Annotated in this window: 22 protein-coding genes; 15 read left to right on the top strand and 7 right to left on the bottom strand. The window is 66.7% G+C overall.

Translation table 11 applies throughout. The annotated features are described in order from the left end of the window. The first annotated feature begins 12 nt into the window (after positions 1-12). The 10 genes from F8178_RS01380 (at position 13) to F8178_RS01425 (ending at position 6,965) form a co-directional block, all read left to right on the top strand. A complete protein-coding gene (locus F8178_RS01380; protein ID WP_317492728.1) occupies positions 13-651 on the top strand; it encodes a sensor domain-containing protein in 639 nt (212 codons plus the stop codon). Further along, positions 648-1,784 carry a sensor histidine kinase gene (locus F8178_RS01385; RefSeq protein WP_317492729.1) on the top strand — a complete coding sequence of 379 codons (1,137 nt, stop codon included), beginning with the start codon at positions 648-650 and terminating at the stop codon, positions 1,782-1,784. The genes F8178_RS01380 and F8178_RS01385 overlap by 4 nt, the downstream gene beginning before the upstream one ends. Next, positions 1,772-2,425, top strand: a complete 654-nt coding sequence (locus F8178_RS01390; RefSeq protein WP_317492730.1) for a response regulator transcription factor — start codon at positions 1,772-1,774, stop codon at positions 2,423-2,425. The genes F8178_RS01385 and F8178_RS01390 overlap by 13 nt, the downstream gene beginning before the upstream one ends. Positions 2,426-2,624: 199 nt before the next feature. Then, entirely contained in the window at positions 2,625-3,188 is a 564-nt protein-coding gene (locus F8178_RS01395; protein WP_317492731.1) for a hypothetical protein, read from the top strand. A gap of 196 nt (positions 3,189-3,384) precedes the next feature. Then, positions 3,385-3,672 (top strand): hypothetical protein, encoded by a 288-nt coding sequence (locus F8178_RS01400; protein WP_317492732.1) that lies wholly within the window; start codon positions 3,385-3,387, stop codon positions 3,670-3,672. A 27-nt stretch (positions 3,673-3,699) separates the two neighbouring features. Then, positions 3,700-4,440: a hypothetical protein gene (locus tag F8178_RS01405; RefSeq protein WP_317492733.1), complete on the top strand. Its 741-nt coding sequence runs from the start codon at positions 3,700-3,702 to the stop codon at positions 4,438-4,440. Between the two features lie 176 nt (positions 4,441-4,616). Further along, on the top strand, positions 4,617-5,078 hold the full coding sequence (locus F8178_RS01410) for a hypothetical protein (RefSeq protein ID WP_317492734.1): 462 nt from the start codon (positions 4,617-4,619) through the stop codon (positions 5,076-5,078). A 149-nt stretch (positions 5,079-5,227) separates the two neighbouring features. Then, the gene (pyrE, locus tag F8178_RS01415; protein ID WP_396344948.1) at positions 5,228-5,803 is read left to right on the top strand and encodes an orotate phosphoribosyltransferase; all 576 of its coding nucleotides are present in this window, start codon (positions 5,228-5,230) and stop codon (positions 5,801-5,803) included. Between the two features lie 66 nt (positions 5,804-5,869). Continuing rightward, positions 5,870-6,265 (top strand): DUF2784 domain-containing protein, encoded by a 396-nt coding sequence (locus tag F8178_RS01420; protein ID WP_396344949.1) that lies wholly within the window; start codon positions 5,870-5,872, stop codon positions 6,263-6,265. Between the two features lie 34 nt (positions 6,266-6,299). Continuing rightward, the gene (locus F8178_RS01425; RefSeq protein ID WP_396344950.1) at positions 6,300-6,965 is read left to right on the top strand and encodes a TrmH family RNA methyltransferase; all 666 of its coding nucleotides are present in this window, start codon (positions 6,300-6,302) and stop codon (positions 6,963-6,965) included. Positions 6,966-6,974: 9 nt separating this feature from the next. Here the strand turns inward: F8178_RS01425 and F8178_RS01430 are convergent, their stop codons facing one another. Both F8178_RS01430 and F8178_RS01435 read right to left on the bottom strand, forming a co-directional pair. Next, the gene (locus F8178_RS01430; protein ID WP_317492735.1) at positions 6,975-7,757 is read right to left on the bottom strand and encodes an ABC transporter permease; all 783 of its coding nucleotides are present in this window, start codon (positions 7,755-7,757) and stop codon (positions 6,975-6,977) included. Beyond that, positions 7,754-8,695 carry an ABC transporter ATP-binding protein gene (locus tag F8178_RS01435; protein ID WP_317492736.1) on the bottom strand — a complete coding sequence of 314 codons (942 nt, stop codon included), beginning with the start codon at positions 8,693-8,695 and terminating at the stop codon, positions 7,754-7,756. The genes F8178_RS01430 and F8178_RS01435 overlap by 4 nt, the downstream gene beginning before the upstream one ends. 176 nt (positions 8,696-8,871) lie before the next feature. On the opposite strand from F8178_RS01435, the gene F8178_RS01440 reads away from it, so the two are divergent. Both F8178_RS01440 and F8178_RS01445 read left to right on the top strand, forming a co-directional pair. Continuing rightward, entirely contained in the window at positions 8,872-9,984 is a 1,113-nt protein-coding gene (locus tag F8178_RS01440; protein WP_317492737.1) for a sensor histidine kinase, read from the top strand. Continuing rightward, positions 9,981-10,661 (top strand): response regulator transcription factor, encoded by a 681-nt coding sequence (locus F8178_RS01445; RefSeq protein WP_317492738.1) that lies wholly within the window; start codon positions 9,981-9,983, stop codon positions 10,659-10,661. The genes F8178_RS01440 and F8178_RS01445 overlap by 4 nt, the downstream gene beginning before the upstream one ends. 78 nt (positions 10,662-10,739) lie before the next feature. Here F8178_RS01445 and F8178_RS01450 read toward each other — a convergent pair whose 3' ends face one another. Continuing rightward, on the bottom strand, positions 10,740-10,940 hold the full coding sequence (locus F8178_RS01450) for a hypothetical protein (RefSeq protein ID WP_317492739.1): 201 nt from the start codon (positions 10,938-10,940) through the stop codon (positions 10,740-10,742). Between the two features lie 123 nt (positions 10,941-11,063). Here F8178_RS01450 and F8178_RS01455 point away from each other — a divergent pair, with 123 nt between their 5' ends. Both F8178_RS01455 and F8178_RS01460 read left to right on the top strand, forming a co-directional pair. Next, the gene (locus tag F8178_RS01455) at positions 11,064-11,912 is read left to right on the top strand and encodes a helix-turn-helix transcriptional regulator (RefSeq protein WP_317492740.1); all 849 of its coding nucleotides are present in this window, start codon (positions 11,064-11,066) and stop codon (positions 11,910-11,912) included. A gap of 15 nt (positions 11,913-11,927) precedes the next feature. Next, a complete protein-coding gene (locus tag F8178_RS01460; protein ID WP_317492741.1) occupies positions 11,928-12,176 on the top strand; it encodes a DUF397 domain-containing protein in 249 nt (82 codons plus the stop codon). Between the two features lie 81 nt (positions 12,177-12,257). Here F8178_RS01460 and F8178_RS01465 read toward each other — a convergent pair whose 3' ends face one another. From F8178_RS01465 to F8178_RS01480, 4 genes are all read right to left on the bottom strand, one after another. Continuing rightward, positions 12,258-13,550, bottom strand: a complete 1,293-nt coding sequence (locus F8178_RS01465; RefSeq protein ID WP_317492742.1) for a PQQ-binding-like beta-propeller repeat protein — start codon at positions 13,548-13,550, stop codon at positions 12,258-12,260. 104 nt (positions 13,551-13,654) lie between these two features. Further along, entirely contained in the window at positions 13,655-14,935 is a 1,281-nt protein-coding gene (locus F8178_RS01470) for a PQQ-binding-like beta-propeller repeat protein (protein ID WP_317492743.1), read from the bottom strand. 191 nt (positions 14,936-15,126) lie between these two features. Beyond that, positions 15,127-16,401, bottom strand: a complete 1,275-nt coding sequence (locus tag F8178_RS01475; protein WP_317492744.1) for an RNA polymerase sigma factor — start codon at positions 16,399-16,401, stop codon at positions 15,127-15,129. A gap of 12 nt (positions 16,402-16,413) precedes the next feature. Then, the gene (locus F8178_RS01480) at positions 16,414-16,836 is read right to left on the bottom strand and encodes a YciI family protein (RefSeq protein ID WP_317492745.1); all 423 of its coding nucleotides are present in this window, start codon (positions 16,834-16,836) and stop codon (positions 16,414-16,416) included. 346 nt (positions 16,837-17,182) lie between these two features. Here F8178_RS01480 and lexA point away from each other — a divergent pair, with 346 nt between their 5' ends. Next, positions 17,183-17,845, top strand: a complete 663-nt coding sequence (gene lexA, locus F8178_RS01485) for a transcriptional repressor LexA (RefSeq protein WP_317492746.1) — start codon at positions 17,183-17,185, stop codon at positions 17,843-17,845. Positions 17,846-17,898 lie beyond the last annotated feature (53 nt).

Below are 17,898 nucleotides of genomic sequence, written 5' to 3' on the forward strand. Positions count from 1 at the left end.
GAGACTTGCTCCATGACCCGGACCGAATCACCGGCGCCAGCCCGGACCGAGCGCCCACCCATGCTCGGCTCGCTGGGATACCTGCTGATGAACCTGCCGCTCGGGATCTTCTGGTTCAGCCTGCTCGTCACCCTGATCGCGGTGAGCGCGGGCACCGCGATCATCTGGGTCGGCCTGGCCACTGGCGCCTTCACCGTGCTGTTGTGGCGCGGCGCGGCCACGATCGAACGGGCGCGGGCGCACGCCATGCTGGGCAGCCACATCCCCGAGCCGTACCGGGAGCTGCCGGACGACCGGCAGTCGGTGCGCTGGAAGGCACGCCTGCGCGACACTGCCACCTGGAAGGACCTCGGGTATCTGCTCGTGCTGCTGCCCGCCGGTATCGTCGAGTTCGTGCTGATGGTGACGGCTTGGTCGACCAGTTTGGCGCTGCTCGGACTACCGATCTACTACCGGTTCCTGCCGAGCGGGGCTTACCACTTCCCGACCTACGAGCCGGATCACGCGTGGTTCACCGTCGACTCGGTCGCCACCGCGTTGCCGTTCGCGGCGGCGGGTGTGCTCGCCCTTCTCCTGGCGATCGCGCTGACCAGGGCGCTCGGCGCAGCACACGCCAGGTTCGCGCTCGGCATGCTCGGCAGGGCAGCGTGACCGCCCCGCATCACGGGCAGCTGCCGTGGCCGAGGCCCGTCCGCGCGATCGTCTTCCTGATCGCGAGCTTCCCGATCCGGCTCGGGCAGTTCGTCGCCGTCGTGGTGCTCACCCTGGTCGGTATCGCGACCACGGTCGTCTGGATCGGCGTGCCGATCCTGATGGTTATCACGGCACTCGTGCGCTACCTCGGCGACCGGGAACGCCAGTGGATTCGCACTATGCTCGGCGCGCCGCTGCCACCCGCCGTCCGCAGTCCCGAGTCAGGCGGACACGTGCGGCGGTGGCGGGTGCGGCTCACCGACCCGAGTACCTGGCGTGATCTCGGCTACCTGCTCCTGGCGTTCCCGCTGGGCGTGCTCGGTCTGGTCGTCGGGCTGGTGGGCATCGTGCTGGTGCCGGTCGGCATCTGGGTGGCCCCGGGCCTGGCGTGGCTGCACGGCAGGATGGCCATGGGTCTGCTCGGCCCGGACGAGTCGCGGCGGCTGGCCGCCCAGGCCGAGCGGTTGCAGGCCTCACGGGCGCGCGGGGTGGACGCGGCGGAGAACGAGCGGCGGCGCATCGAGCGGGATCTGCATGACGGGGCGCAGCAGCGGCTGGTGTCGCTGGCGATGAACCTGGGGATGGCGAGATCGAAGATGACCAGTGATCCCGCAGCGGCGGGCGAGCTCGTCGCCGACGCGCACGCTGACGCCAAGACCGCTGTCACCGAGTTGCGCGACCTCGCTCGTGGGATCTATCCGGCTGTGCTGGCCGATCGCGGGCTGGACGCCGCGGTGTCCTCCCTCGCAGCGAGCTGCCCGGCGCCGGTGGATGTCGACGTCGAGCCGGAGGTCGTCACGCCCCGCCCACCGAGTGCCGTCGAGACCTGCGCGTACTTCCTCGTCGGGGAGGCGCTGACCAATGTCGCCAAGCATGCGGCAGCCACCCGCGCGCGGGTGCACGCACGGCGGGAGGGTGACACGGTGATCGTCGAGGTCACCGACGACGGCGTCGGTGGGGCGAGGCTGCGGGGCGGTAGTGGCTTGTCGGGACTCGCCGATCGCGCGGCCGCCATCGAGGGCACGGTGACCGTGCACAGCCCGTCTGGCGGTCCCACTGTGATCAGGGCGGTGCTGCCATGCGTGTGGTGATCGCGGAGGACGCCGCGCTGGTGCGGGCCGGCCTCGAACGCTTGCTGGCCGACGCAGGAATCAGCACGGTCGCGGCCGTCGACAACGGCGCGGACTTGCTGGCTGCGGTTCGGGACCACCGGCCGGACCTGGCGTTGGTCGATGTCCGGATGCCGCCCACCTACACGGCGGAGGGCCTCAGCGCGGCGTTGCACGCCCGCGAGATCGTGCCGGGGCTCCCCGTTCTCGTGTTGTCCCAGTACGTGGAGGAGACCTACGCGGTCGAGCTGTTCACCGGCGGCGCGGGCGGGGTCGGCTACCTGCTCAAGGAGCGTGTGGCCGATGTCGACGAGTTCCTCGATGCGATGCGCCGGGTCGCCGGTGGTGGCACGGCCATCGACCAGCAGGTGATCGCGCAGCTGATGGCCCGGCGTGCCGGTAGCCCGCTGGACCGGCTCAGCGAGCGCGAGGCCGAGGTGTTGCGGCTCATGGCGCAGGGACTGTCCAACACCGCGATCGCGCGCAGCCTCGTCGTCTCGCACGGCGCTGTGGAAAAGCACATCGGCAACATCTTCGCCAAGCTCGACCTGCCCGGCGACGCCGAGGAACACCGCAGGGTGCGTGCCGTGTTGACCTACCTGGACCGTCGCGCTATGGGCTGAACTCGGCGTTCGCGGAGATCGATACCGGGAAGATATAGCCGCAGCATGACTGAACGTAGCCGATGGCGGCAGGATGCTTTCTCCGCCGGTGCTCTGCTTCGCAGAGCGAACGATCGCTGGCGGCCACACCCGCACCTGAGTGGATGGAGTGGGACGAATCAGCCGCCTCCCTCGTGCAGGTCTGCTACGGTTAGTTCCCATGCGACCACGGTGGGGATTCGTCGAAGGTGACGAGTGGGACGAAGAAGACGAGTCGGCACATGTCGACGACTCGTCGGACGACGATGAGCTGCTGCACGGACAAGATTCGCACGGCATCGTGACGGTAACCGTCACCGATCAAGCCAAGGTCGTGTTAGTTCACCTTGAGCCAGCGTGGAGGTCGTCGATCGCACCACGCGCTCTCGATTCAAGCGTTCTTGAGGCCGCGAACGCGGCCACCATGCACGCGCTGGCCAAACAAGTTGAGCAAACGGATATGAGTGGGGAGGAGACTGTACAGGACGTACACGCCCAAGCGCCAGCATCGTGGTTGAAGGAAACGAGTCAAAACGATTCGCCGATCACCAAGCAGGACGCTATGCGACTCCTTGACGCGGTTTCGACTGATCTCGGTAACTACCTTGATGAGGTTACTAGGGTTATCAGTCGGGAATTTACTGTAGAAAGTGGAGGCGGACACGTAAACGTTACGTCGAAGCAAGGTCAGATTTCCGCCGTATCGGTCGATTTAGCTTGGGCCTCGCAAGTACGCCACACGTAGATCCAGAGCGAGATCCTAGACGCGATTCAGCAGCAGGAATCCGAATGTTCCCTGGGCGGTCTCGCCCAGGGGCCAAAGAGCAAGGCAATATCTGAGTTGCTGGCCTTGACAGCGGACCCGGAATCTTTGATACAGCGTATCAGGCCGTCATCTTAGCAGGGGGTAGTAGAAAATGTCGGGAAACGGTGACCCGGATGTGGAAGCGGCATTCGAAGCGCTCGTTCACGATGCAAAAAAATGGGAGGAAGTCGCTGAAGATCTAACTGGACCAAGCTACTCGATCTGGCCACTTGAGATTAGCGGTCCGAAAGATATTATGCCATTCGGCATGAGCGCGGGACTCGACGAGAAGTATAATCAAGTACGAGTTCAAGTTCAAGATATGTTGAACCAAGCGAACGATTACTTTTTCAAGTTGGCGTCAACGCTTCGCCAGGTAGCGTCGGATTACGCCGCAGGAGGAAGGAATTTCGTCGAATCTTAACTCTATCGGTAAGGTGCTGGATGGGGAATGACATCTGAGGTTATCGGTGATACTCAGGACAAATTTCGCGAACTCGAAGAACGAGTAGCAGATTTTTTTGACAAGGCTAACGATGCGCTAAGTTGGGTCCCAGGGCAGTTCGAGCACCTCATCGAGCCGATTCGGGACGGCCTTGATAGACTTCGCCAGAAAATTGACGAGCTGTGGAGTAAGGTTAACGAATTTCTGGATAACTCCGGGGATCCGGACAAGCTGAACAGATTTGCAGATGAGTGGTCAGATGCGATCGGGAATCCTGTCGGGAATGTAGCAGCCAATGTAAAACTTGACCACATGCGGACCAACATCGAATGGACTGGCCGGGCTGCAGAAGCGTATAAGGCCAACGTTCCCCGTCAAAGCGAACTACTCGAGAAGATTCAGTCAGTAGCAATCGAGATTCGCGACTCTTTGAGGTCGCTGGCTAATGGTATAGAAACATTCTGGATAGCGGTGGCGTTCGCGGTTGCATCGGCCCTTGTTGCGATTACCGGCGCTATTGCAGGTCTCGCTGGCGTCGTCACAATACCGGCGGGAATTGCAGCGGCCGCAGGTGGTGTATCTGCCTTGATTGCGTCTGCCGGAGTGGCTGTAACTGAGATCAAGGCGCTCATGGATAAGGAAAGCATAGCACAAGAATCGATAGTGCAGAAGGCTGAGGCACTTGGCGATGAGTGGGCTACCTCATCGTTTGATCTATCGGATATAGATAATTGGGAGCCTTTCTAGTGTTGCGAGATCGGCCTTATATTCGCCGCTATGTTACCGTTCCACCAGAGCTTGTTCGACAAGTGCGAGTCCGGTCGACTTCCTTTGGCTGCATAGCGCTCGTTCTCGTCCTTGCTACCAGCCCTTTAGTCGTTTGGGTGCCGGTCAACGCTCTTCCGAGCCATCCCATGAGAATCATGGCCAGCGTATTTTCCATTGTTCTCATATTTTTCATGTATGCGCTATCCGCGACGTTTCTTGGTGCGCGTTCGTGTGTATCCACAGGGTACTTGAGTATTGCAGATGTACGCTGGACCAAGGTAATGTCGCGCATTTTTTTGAGTCAGGTAGTTGTCTTTTTCTTCCTTCTCGTCATTTTGTTTGCGGCACTGGCGAGTCCGTCGCCGAGTAGTCCGGATCGGCCGGAGATCTCCGGTGTTGCAGGGCTATACTCTGTCTTGCTGCTTGTTGTTGTGGGCACTCTGATCGCAGCATTCGGGGCGCTTCGCAGCTGGCTGTGGCGCTCGAACTACTTCATTTACGGAAGTGAATTCGAGATGGCGGTAGACAAGGCCGGCGGCGAGCGCTACTTGATCCTAATCGCGTTGCTCGCCGGGCTGGTATTGGTGATGTTGATCGGAGCAGCCCTTATCATATAGCTGACCGCCGTCGAGGGTGGTTTTGCAGTCGATTGATCCTGGTGAAAGCCGAGCGCGAGCAGGGTCATGTCACGGACCCAACGTGACGTCCGTTCCATCTACGGCACCCGATGTCACGTTCGGCCGCACCCCCTGAGAAGCTACGGGCCGTGGACGACGCTGCTGAGATCCCGGCTGTGGATGGTGCCGCGAAAGCCGAGCTGGCGCGGTTGATCGACGAGCTCGCGGTGGTGCACGGCACCGTGACGCTGTCCTCGGGGCAACAGGCGAGCTACTACGTGGACATGCGGCGCGCGACGTTGCACCACGCCGCCGCGCCGCTGATCGGCAGGTTGATGCGGCAGCTTACCGCCGACTGGTCGTACGTCGCGGCAGGCGGGCTCACGCTCGGCGCCGATCCGGTGGCCTGCGCGATGATGCACTCGGCGGCAGCCGAAGGGATCGTGCTGGACGCGTTCGTGGTGCGCAAGTCCGAGAAGCAGCACGGCCTACAACGCCGTATCGAAGGCATCGAGGTTTCCGGCCAGCGGGTGCTGGCCGTGGAGGACACCTCCACCACCGGCGGGAGTGTGCTCACGGCCGTGGACGCGCTCACCGAGGCGGGTGCCACGGTCGTGGGCGTGGCCACCGTGGTGGACCGCGACACCGGCGCCCGGGAGGCCGTGCAGCAGCGCGGCATCGAGTACCGCAGCCTGCTCGGCCGTGACGACCTGGGACTTGCCTGACCTGCATGGTGTCCGCTTTGTTCGGTATCCTGGAGGCTACCGAGGGGGCCGACTCGGGAGCCGATTATGCAGAGCGTGTACTCGGCGTTGGCGACGATCACCGCGGGGGTGCACTTCCTCGCGTTGCTGTACATCGGGCTGGGCGGGTTCCTGGCTTGGCGGTGGCCGTGGGCGATCTTCCCCCATATCCCGTTCGCGCTGTGGGGCTTCGCGGTCATCGCGTTCGACCTGATCTGCCCGCTGACCTGGGTGGAGGACCGGTTCCGCGCGGCGCAAGGCCTCGGTCCGCTGCCCGGCGGGTTCAACGAGCACTACATCTACGGCACGATCGTCCCGTATTCGCTGCTGCCGGTGGTCGCGATCGGCGCGATCGTCGCCGTGGTGGTCTCCTATGTCGGCGCGTACCTCCGGTGGAAGGCCCTCCTGCAGGAGCGTGACCGGGTACCGAGTGTGGTGGACTGAACTCGGCCTGCCGCGGCCCAGTACGGTACGTGCTGTGGCTGAGCAGGACGATGCACGTGGCGAGCCCGGACCGACCGAGTGGGAGGTGCCGGGCGCGGTCGGTGTCGGCCCGTGGGAAGGTCCCTGGCCCGAGGACGAACGCTACGACCCCGAGCTGCTGGCGCATGGGGACCGGCGCAACGTGGTGGACGCCTACCGCTACTGGCGTCGCGAGGCGATCGTGGCGGACCTGGACCGCACTCGCCACCCGTTCCACGTGGCGATGGAGAACTTCCAGCACGACCACAACATCGGCACCGTGGTGCGCACCGCGAACTCCTTCGCCGCGGCCGCGGTGCACATCGTCGGCAAGCGGCGCTGGAACCGGCGCGGCGCGATGGTCACCGACCGGTACCAGCACCTGCATCACCACCCGGACGTCGCCTCGCTCCGTGCCTTCGCCGACGAGCGCGGCCTGGTGATCGTGGCGGTGGACAACACTCCCGGCGCGCACCGCATCGAGACTGTCGAGCTGCCCCGCGAGTGCCTGTTGCTGTTCGGCCAGGAAGGCCCCGGACTGACCGACGAGGCCAGGCAGGCGGCGATGTTGGTGTCCATCGCGCAGTTTGGGTCCACCCGCTCCATCAACGCCGGAGTGGCGGCGGGCATCGTCATGCACACCTGGATCCGTCAACACGCCCAGCTCGACGCCGCCTGGTGATCGCGCTGCCTACTGCCACCGGAAGAACCTGGTCGCGGCTGCCCCGGCGAGCACCGTGATCCCGGCGAGCACGCCGAGGTGCAAGGCGTCGGGCGCCTCACCGATCCAGGTCGCGCTCAGCGCATCCACCCCGGCCCCGAAGGGCAGGTACTCCCCGATCGTGGCCAGCCCGTCCGGCAGGTTCTCTCTTGGCCCGAATCCACCGCCAAGCGCGAGGTTGCCGAAGAACAGCACCAGCCCGATCGCCAGCGCGGCGTTGGTCGTCGGCGAGATCGCGGCCACCAGCATGCCCACCGCGTACATCGCCGCGCACACCAGGAAGAACACCCCGATCGCGCCTGCCAGGTGGTTCGGTGCCGAGACATCGAATGCGAACCCGGCGACCACCACCGCGAGGGCGACGCCGACCAGCGTTTGCGCGAGGCTGACGAGCACCTGCGCGACGAGCACCATGATCGGGTGCGCCGGGGTGACCGAGAGGCGGCGCAGCACGCCGGTCTTGCGGTAGGTCGCCAGGAACGAGGGCATGTTCACCATGCCGACGATCGCGGTGACCATCACGAGCACCAGCGGGACGACGTAGGCGTCCATCGGGGGAAGCCCACCGAACTCCTCGACACCGGCCCCGTCCGAACCGAGACCGTGCATGATCATGATCAGCAGCGGCAGCCCGAGTGGGATGATCAGACCGGCCGTGTCTCTCGCGACGAGCTTGCCCTCGGTCCACGTCATCCGTGCCCACGCGTTGATGCCCGGCCGGTGGGTCGCGCGCGTTGTTGTCGTCTCGTTCATCGACGTTCCTCCTGGTCGGTCTCGGTGTCCTCGGTGTCGAAGGCGCGGCCGGTGAGCGCGAGGAACGCGTCGTCGAGGCTGGCCTGCTCCATGCGGGTCTCGGTGGCCGTCACGCCGTGCCGGGCAAGCGTGCTACTGACCGCGTGCAGCAACTCCCCCTCGCCGCTGACCACGACTTCCCCGCGATCGGTGGTGACCTCGGAGACCTCATCGAGCGCGGTGAGGATGCTCAGGTCGACGTCGTCCGGGGTGCGGAACCGGACGCGCGTGGGCGTGCCCGCCTTGGCGATCAGTCCGCCCGGCGTGTCGAGCGCGACGACCCGGCCCCTGTCGAGGATGGCGACCCGATCGCACAGCCGCTCGACCTCGTCCATGAAGTGCGACACCAGCAGCACGGTCACCCCTATCTCGCGGATCTGCTCGATCACCTGCCACACCTCGCGGCGAGCCTGCGGGTCGAGGCCAGTGGTGAGTTCGTCCAGTACCGCGACCCGCGGATTGCCCACCAGGGCCAACGCGATGGACAACCGTTGCATCTGCCCACCGGAGAGGTCCTTGAACCGGGTGTCGCGCTTGCCGTCGAGTCCCAGTTCGCGCAGCAGCCGCTCGGGGTCGGCGCCGTCGGAGTAGAACGAGCGGTACAACGTGACCGCCTCACCGACCCGCAGGTCATCCGGCAACATGCCGCGCTGCAACTGGACGCCCACCAGCTGGCGAAGCCGGGCGCGGTCACGGGACGGATCGAGATCCAGCACCCGGATCCGCCCCTCGTCCGGGCGACGCACTCCCTCGATGCATTCCACAGTGGTGGTCTTTCCGGCCCCGTTGGGGCCGAGCATCCCGAAGATCTCGCCGTCCTGTACAGCGAAACTCACCCCGTCGACGGCCACGGTGTCGCCGTAGCGCTTACGGAGCCCCTCGACCTCGATGACTGGCATGATCGTCCTTTCGTCGGGCGCTGGTCGGTCCGGTGCGAGCCGACACGCGCGAGCTCCCCTCCTGCGCTGACGACGGTACGGCTGGACAAGGCCCCAGTCCTGTGCCGATGGTCATGACCTTGACCCATGACTTCTGGCACGGGGCCCGGGCAGGCGACGGCGCGTAACCTGCTGGCATGAGCGATAGGCGAGGCGAGTACTGGGCGCTCGGCAGCATGCTGGCGGTGTGGGTGTTGATCGGCACCCCGATGCTGCTGACCGCTGGTGACCTCGTCGCGGGTCCGGTGTGGTTGTGGTGGGCCTGCTACCTCGGCTACCTCGCCGGGTACGCGTCGATCATCCTGACCATGGAGCAGCGCCCGGGGACCGCACGGCTGGGACTGGCCGTGGTGGTCGTGTGCGGTGCGGGGGTGGTGCTGCTCGCGCCCCGTTCGGTCTGGACCCAGATCCTGCTGGTCTTCACCACCGCGGTCGCGGCATACCTGCTGTCGCGGCGGGCGGTCATCGCGCTGTTGCTGGCCAACACCGCGCTGGTCGCGCTGGTCGTGTACCTGATCGGCGCCCCGGCGATGGAGGTGATCGTCAGCGCGTTCATCTACGCGGCGTTGCAGTCCTGCACGGTGTGGGCGGTGTGGCTCCAGCTGCGGGAATCGGAGGCGCGCGAGCGGCTCAGCGTCGTCAACACCGAACTGCGCGCGGCGACCGCGCTGCTGGCCGAGTCCAGCCGGGCGAGCGAGCGGACGCGCATCGCCCGCGACCTGCACGACGCCCTCGGCCACCAGCTCACCGCGTTGAACCTGGAGCTGGAGGTGGCCGCACACCGCAGTCAGCCACCAGCGAGCGAGCACGTCGAGCGGGCCAGAGGACTGGCCAAGGACCTGCTCGCCGAGGTCCGCGCCGCGGTCGGCGAGCTGCGCGCGCATTCGCCCCGGTTGCGGGACGCCTTGCGGGAGATGGTCGCCGACCTTCCCCACCCGAGGGTGCATCTCGACGTGGACGACTCGCTGGAGCTGTCCGCGGAACAGTCATCGGCACTGATCCGGTGCGCGCAGGAGGTCATCACGAACACGATCCGGCATTCCGATGCGGACAACTTGTGGATCACGGTGGGGTCCGGCGAGTCAGGGAAGGTCGCCCTCACGGCGCGCGACGACGGTCGTGGCACGCCACTGCTGCGGCTCGGCAACGGGCTCACCGGCCTGCGCGAGAGGGTGGAGCAGCTGGGTGGCGCGGTCACGTTCGAGTCCCGCGCCGGTTTCCGGGTGAACGCGGAGGTGCCCGTGCCATGATCCGTGTGTGCGTTGTGGACGATCAGACCCTGGTGCGGCAGGGCATCCGCAGCTTGCTGGAGCTCGCGCCCGACGTGGCTGTGGCGGCCGAGGCGGGCGACGGGGACGAGGCGTTGGAGGTGATCGCGCGGGAGCAGCCCGATGTGGTGCTGTTGGACCTGCGGATGCCGGGCCGCGACGGGATTACCACGCTGGCGGAGTTGCGCGAGCGCGGGATCGCGGTGCCCACGCTGGTGTTGACCACGTTCGACGACGATGAGCTGGTGTTGCGAGCGTTGCGCGGCGGCGCGCGGGGATACCTGCTCAAGGACGTCACGCTCGAGCAGCTCGTCGGGGCGATCCGGACGCTGGCCACCGGTGGCACGCTTGTCGAACCGACGATGACCGAGCGGCTCGCCCGGTCGGTGACAGACCTGCCCGCCCAGGAGGAGTTCGCCGAGCATCCCGCACCGGAGGCGCTGACCGGGCGCGAGCGGGAGATCCTCCGGCTGCTCGCGGCCGGATACGCCAACCGGGAGATCGCCGCCGCGCTGCACCTGGCCGAGGGCACCGTGAAGAACCACGTGTCCAACCTGCTGCAGAAGCTCGGCGTGCGGGACCGCACCCGCGCGGTGCTGCGTGCCCTGCACCTGGGTCTGCTGTCGGAGGCGGACCATGTCGCCGTGGAGGGGGAGTGAACCGGTGCACGCGCGGTTACCGGTACTCCGCCTGCTGGACCGCGACTTTCTCGGCGCTGCGCTGACGGCGGCTGGTGATCACCGCCCGTCGCCCCGGGCCAGCTCGGCGTCACGCACGCTCTCGGTGTAGTTGACCATGTCGTAGAAGTACCGCGTCACCCGGTCCATCGCGGGTGGCCAGTCGGTGATCGGCGCGTCGATCGGGTCCTCGGGTGGCGCGACGGTTACCGTGACCGTCCATTCCGCGAAGGCCCCGTTGATGGTCAGCGTCTTCTCCACGGCCCATCTCCCTTCCGTTGTCGGTGTGCCCAGCTACGGTCGCCGTGCTCCGCTCGTGCAAGCAACTGTCCGATCGGGTGAGGGGACTTCCTTGCCGCCGTGACAACCACGGAGGGTGTGCGCATGTCTGGAGGGAAGCGTTCGTCGATCCGGCAGCGGCGGGTGTCGGCCGAGCTCCGCAGGATGCGGGAGGAACAGGGGTTGACCTGCCAGGACGTGGCCGACGCGCTGGGTTGCTCGATCAGTAAGATCAGCCGCATGGAGACCGGGATCCGCGGGCTCCATGTGGACGATGTCGCCGCCGTGCTGGGGGTGCTGCATGTTCCAACCAAGCAGCGGGAGGAGCTGCTGACCCTGGTGCGCAACGGCGCGCAGCGCAACCTGGTCCACATCGGTGGCAAACTCCCCGACCCGCTGAAGGACCTGATCCGCGCGGAGAACGAGGCGGTGGCGCTGTACAACTACGAGTCGCTGCTGATCCCGGGGTTGTTGCAGACCGGGGACTACGCCCGCACGGTGATCCGCACCGGCAACCCCATGTTGTCCGAGGACGAGGTGGACGCGATGGTGACTGCGCGGATGTCCCGGCAGGCCGTGCTGTCCAAGTACCGGGGACCGACGCTGAGCGTGATCGTGGACGAGATGGTGCTGCGCCGCCCGGTCGGCGGGGCCGGGGTGATGTACGGGCAGCTCCAGCACCTGCTCGGCATGGTGCAGCGGCCGAAGGTCGAGCTCCGGGTGGTGCCGTTCGCCACCGAACAGCATCCCGGACTGGATGGATCGCTGACGATGCTCGACTTCGACGACCAACCGACCCTGGTGTCCTTCGACGCGCGGTCGATCAGCGGGCTGCTGGAGGAGGAACCGGTCATCCAGCGCGCTAGGCTGACGTGGCGAGGGCTACGGGCCGTGGCGCTGCCGCCGGAGGAGTCGGCCCGGCTCGTTGCCGAGCTCGCAGGCGAGTTGACCTAGTGCGAGGAGCCGACCATGAACGCCCCGGATCTTTCCCGCGCCAGCTGGCGCACCAGCAGCTACAGCGGTGCCGACCACAACTGTGTCGAGGTCGCCTTCGGGTGGCGCACCAGCAGCCACAGCGATGGCGACGGCAACTGCGTCGAGGTCGCGGTGACCGAGCGGGTCACGGCGGTGCGCGACTCCAAGGCGCCCGACAGCGGAATCCTGACCCTCGACGCCACCGCCTGGCGCGCCTTCTGCGCGGCTCACCGGCGGGAGTGACGCCACCGGAGCACCATGGCACCAGCTGAACCGGTACGCCCCAGGTAGGTACGGCTCGCGCGGCTGCGGGGGCCGTCCCGCTCACCCGATGGCGGGGTACGCCGACAAGCTCCGGTTCTCCATGCGGACCCCGATGACGCCGTTCGTGGCATGCGGCTTGATGCCCGGTTCCAGCTCCATGTCGGTGCCGTCCCGCAGGTCGAGCACGCCGAACTCGCTGTACAGCGCGCCGTGCCAGAGCGCGAAACCGGAGTCGGTGCTGGTCGGCACGCGCCGGTCGGGAGTGGCCTGCGGGGACATGGACCAGAGGCTCTCTCCGCTGTCCAGATCGTAGGCCGCCAAGTGACCGTGCTTCCGGACCCAGCAGATCGCGATGTCCTGGTGATCGGCAGCGCAGCGGAACGTCGTTCCTTGCATATTGCCGCTCACCTCGGGCGCGGCAAACTCGTGTTCGACGGTTCCGGTGGCCATGTCCAGAACCTCCCCGCGGGGCCCACCGTCGCTGCCGTAGGAATGCGACACCAGGAGCCTGCCCTCGCCTGCCGGTTGAGTACCGGACAGTTCGTTGCTCCGCCACCGCTCCTCCCCGGTGTCGGCCGCGACCACCCGGGTCATGTCCTCCTCGGGGTCCGCACTGCGATTGCGCCCGAGAACCAGACCGCCGTCCATGAAGTAGGGAGTCATGTCCTCATCGGTCCACCGCGTGCTGCCGTCGGCCGGATCCAGCCCGTAGGTGCCGTCGAAGCCGACAACGACGCCCGCATCGGAGACACCGGCCACGGCCGTGGTCACCAAGCGGCGCTTGGCCAGATCATCAACGACATGCCAGCGCGTATCCCCGGTGTGGGCGTCGACCGCGATGACCTCCAGGTGGTACTGGGTCGCGACGGTTCCTTCACCCGGAGTCATGGTGACGAACGATCCGGCGACCACCGGCTCCCCATCGATCTCACCGAGCGCGACACCGTTTCCGTTTTTCGTCTGCGTGACGGCATTCTCGGTCGGGACTTTCCACAGCTCGGTGTCCCGCACGGCACTGTGGGCGCGCAACCCGTCGCTGTTCGAGTAGTAGATGACGTCGTCGCCTTCGCCGAGCTCGTAGAAGTGCGCCACCGTCGCGCCGCCGCCCATGTAGCGGGGATCCGGCAGCACGCCCTCGATCGTGACCTCGGCGTCTTCATCGAACTTGGTCGGCGGTTCGAACAACTCGAACTCCGGCTCTTGCTCTGGTGTTCGCTCCGCTGGAGTGGCGTCCTCGTCGGTGGCTTCCTGCTCCGGTGTCGCCGTGTCCGACGAGCAGGCCGCTAGCAGCATTGCGACCCCTGCGGCCAGCGATAACACGGCGGTTCGATGATTCTGAAGTGCGCTACGCATGAGCTGTTCCTCACCAGTTGATGCAGCGGTCGGACCGCCTCGACCGAGTGGGCCTACCCTGCGACGTGCCAGCTGTCCCGGCGGTTCCGCGTTACGCGCTCCGCTCATCCGATGGCGGGGTACGCCGCCAGATTCTCCCTCTCGATTCGGATCCCGATGACGCCGTTCGTGGCATGCGGCTTGACGCCTGGCTCCAGCTCCATATCGGTGCCATCCCGCAGGTCGAGCACGCTCAGGTCGCTGTACAGGGCGCCGTGCCAGAGCGCCATGTCGGCGTCGTTCGGCGCGTTCCGGTCGGGCGTAGCCTCCGGTGACAGGGTCCAGAGGTTCTCTCCGCTGTCGAGGTCATAGGCGGTCAGATGGCCGCGGCCGCGCACCCAGCACGCGACGAGGTCCTGGTGATCGGCAGCGCACTGGAACGTGACTCCTTGCGTGTTGCCACTCACCTCGGGCGCGGGGAACTCGTGCTGGACGGCTCCGGTGGCCATATCCAGAACCTCCCCGCGTGCCCCGCCGTCGCTGCCGTAGGAATGCGTTACCAGGAGCCTGCCCTCGCCGGCGAGCCACGCATGGGGCAGCCCGTCGGTTCGCCACTGCTCCTCACCGGTGTCAGCCGTGACCACTCGGGTGGTGGCGACATCAGCACGGCCCATACGGTCGCGTCCGAGGACCAGTCCTCCATCCATGCCGTAGGAGGTCGTATCCTCGTCGGTCCACCGCGTGCTGCCGTCGGCCGGATCCAGGCCGTGGGTTCCGCCGTAGGTGACGACGACGCCCGCATCGGAGACACCGGCCACCAAGACGGGCACGCTCCGAGTGCCGTCACGATCCTGTACAACGTGCCAGCGCACATCTCCGGTCTGGGCGTCGACCGCGATGGTCTCCAGGTGGTACTGGTCCGCGATGGTTCCTTCGCCGGGCGTCGTGGTGACGAACGATCCGGCGACCACCGGCTCCCCATCGATTTCACCGAGCGCGACCCCGGTACCGTACTGCGCCTCTGTCACGGCGTTCTCGGTCGGGACTTCCCACAGTTCGGTGTCCCGCACGACGCTGTGCGCGCGTAACCCGTCGGTGTTCGAGTAGTAGACGACGTCGTCGCCTTCGCCGAGTTCATAGAAGTGCGCCGCCGTCACGCTGTGCCCGGTGACGTAAGGATCCGGCAACGCTTCCTCGATCGTGACTTCGGCGTCCTCGTCGAACGTGGTGGGCGGCTCGAACACCTCGAACTCCGGATCCTGTTCCTGCTCCGCATGCGTCGCGTCCTGGTCGGCATCGTCCGGCTCCGGTGCCGTCGCATCCGACGAGCAAGCCGCAAGCAGCAACGCCACTCCTGTGACCAGCGAGGACACCACGGTTAGACGACTCCGAAGCGCGCCACCCATCAACCCCACTCCCTCAACAGTACGACGGCCAGACCGCCACGTTACCCACATCGCGTGCTAGGCGTAGCGACGTCGATGCGAACGGTGACAGTCGGCCACGCCTTTCCCTGCGACGTGCTGGCCGTCCCGGCGGTTCCGCCGCGTTCCCCTCGGCACGGACGATCTGCGGCGTCGATCCCGACGTCGCGGGATCAGTCGAGGGCGGCGGCTTTCTGTTCGAGCACGCCGCGCTCCTTCTCGTTACCGCAGCGGTTGGCCGCCAGCCGGAACTCGTGCTGGGCCTCGTCGTTGCGACCGAGTCGGGCGAGCAGCTCTCCTCGGACGCTCGGGACCAGGTAGGAGCCACTGAGTGCATCCGTCGCGGCCAGCTCGTCGACCATCGGGAGGGCCCGCTCGGCGCCGTACGCCATCGAGACAGCGACGGCACGGTTGAGCTCGACGATCGGCGAGGGCGCGATCCGTCCGAGCGCTTCGTACAGCACGCAGATGCGCTCCCAATCGGTCTCGTCCACCGAGGAGGCGGTTGCGTGACATTCGGCGATCGCGGCCTGCAAGCCGTACGGCCCGAGGCCACGGCCGGTGGAGGTCGCGGACGCCAACGCGGCCCGGCCGCGTCTGATCGCCGACCGGTCCCAACGGCCGCGGTCCTGGTCGGCGAGGAGAACCGGCTCCCCGTTGGCGCCGGTGCGAGCCGGGAAGCGCGCGGCAGTCAGCTCCATCAGCGCGAGCAGGCCATGCGCCTCCGGTTCGCCGGGCACCAGCTGCATCAGCATCCGGGCTAGCCGGATTGCCTCGCGGGCCAGGTCGGCGCGTATCCACTCGGCTCCCGTCGACCCGGTCGAACCCTCTGTGAAGATCAGGTACAGGACGTTGAGCACTGATCCGAGGCGCTCCCCGCGATCCTCGACCGGTGGCAGTGCGAAGTCGACACGCGACGCCGCCAGCGTCTTCTTCGCCCGCGTGATCCTCGCTTGCAGCGTGGGGAGCGGGATGAGGAACGCGCGGGCGATCTGGTCGCTGGTCAACCCGCTGACCACCCGCAGTGTGAGGGCGACGCGGGCTTCCTTGGACAGGACCGGGTGGCAGGCGGTGAAGATCAACGCGAGCTGGTCGTCCTCGATCCGATCCGGATCCCACAGCAGGTCCGGGTCGGAGTCCGGCAGGTCGTCGGCGCCGGTATCCCCCGCGATTACGGCGTACGCGCCGTCCTGCGAGTTGCGCCTGCGATAGGTGTCGATCGCGCGGCGCCGGCCAACGGACAGTAACCACGCCAGCGGGTCGCGCGGCTGCCCGTCGCGCGGCCAGGCCACCAGCGCCTCGGCCAGCGCCTCTTGGGCGACGTCCTCGGCGAGGGCGAAGTCGTTCGTGTAGCGCGCCAACGCCGCGACGATCCGGGAGGACTCGATCCGCCAGACCGCCTCCACGGACCGCCGCGCGGCGTCGGTCGCCTCCTGGGCATCACGCATGGCAGCTGCGCGTCAGCTGGTCCCCAGCTGCTTGCGCCACTCCTTCTCCTTCTGGATCCACTCGTTGTCCGCCGGGAAGTCGTCCACCTCGTGCACCCGGCGTACCTCCATCTTGCTCCCTGGCCCCTGCATCGGGGCCCGCTTCGCCCACTCGGTGGCCTCCTCGAGCGAGCCGACCTGGATGATCCAGAACCCGTTGAACAGCTCCTTGGTCTCGCCGTAGGGGCCGTCCGTGACGACCGGAGTATCCCCTGAATAGTCGACGACGACGCCGTCGGTGGGTTCGGCCAGACCTTCCCCGGCGACCAGGACACCGGCGTTCATCATGGATTCGTTGTACCGGCCCATCTGCTCGATGATCTCGTTGAAGTCGACGCCCTCGTAGGCGGCGTGGGTCTCATCGGTGGCCCGCATGATCATCATGTACTTCGGCATTGCGCTGCTCCTTCGGTGTCCGAATCAATCTCTGATCCTGTCACCCCAAGGTCGAACCGCGCAGGCGCCGATCGACACGGTCGACGGATTTTTTCGGAACGATCCGGTCGGCGCGGGGCGAGGCGTCGTCACTACGGATGGCACGGGCCGCTGGTGATCTCGCGGAGCTGTCGGACACGCCGCGCGGTGGTGCCAGGCGCTGGCCGCAGGCGGCCGTGCCCTGCTACGGCGCACCGCTGAATTCGACACCGACCTCCTGGTTCCGGGAAAGCAGTCTCGTGATCGAGATGGGGGCTGTGCCATCCCGGCGGTCCAGCGGGGCGCGGTGACCTCTACCATTCCGCGCGTGACTGCCTACGACGATCTCGACCTCGCCGACCTCCCGGACACCTCGACGCTGCCGCCCCGTCAGCGGCAGATCCTGGCCGCGATCCGGGATTGGGTAGTCCGGTACGGGTACTCGCCGAGCACGCGGCAGATCGGTGACGCGGTCGGGCTGCGGTCCTCGTCGTCGGTGTCGAAGCACCTGAAGGACCTTGAGGAGCGGGGATTCCTCCGGCGCAGCTCCACCGTCTCCCGGCCGATCGACGTGCGCATGTTCCTGCAGGACACCACCACACGTGAGGCCTCCGACGATGCGGTGACCGTGCCGGTGGTCGGCGATATCGCGGCGGGATCGCCCATTGCCGCCGACGAGCACGTGGACGACATCCTCACGTTGCCGCGCGATCTGACCGGTCGGGGCAACGTCTTCGGGCTGCGCGTACGCGGCGACTCGATGATCGACGCCGGGATCCACGACGGTGACATGGTCGTGGTCCGCCAGCAGCCCGAGGCACATTCGGGCCAGACCGTCGCCGCGTTGATCGACGACGAGGCCACCGTCAAGGTGTTCCGCCGCCGCCACGGCCACGTCTACCTCGAACCTCGCAACCCCGATTACGAGGTCATCGACGGCGACAACGCTGTAGTGCTCGGCATCGTCGTATCCGTGCTCCGGAGCCTGTGACGGTTCCGGGTAGGCGAGCCGAAGGGCCCCTTCGGTACAGGACAGGTACCCGA

Origin of the sequence: Haloechinothrix sp. LS1_15 (genome assembly GCF_033042135.1) — a bacterium.
Taxonomy (GTDB): domain Bacteria; phylum Actinomycetota; class Actinomycetes; order Mycobacteriales; family Pseudonocardiaceae; genus Haloechinothrix.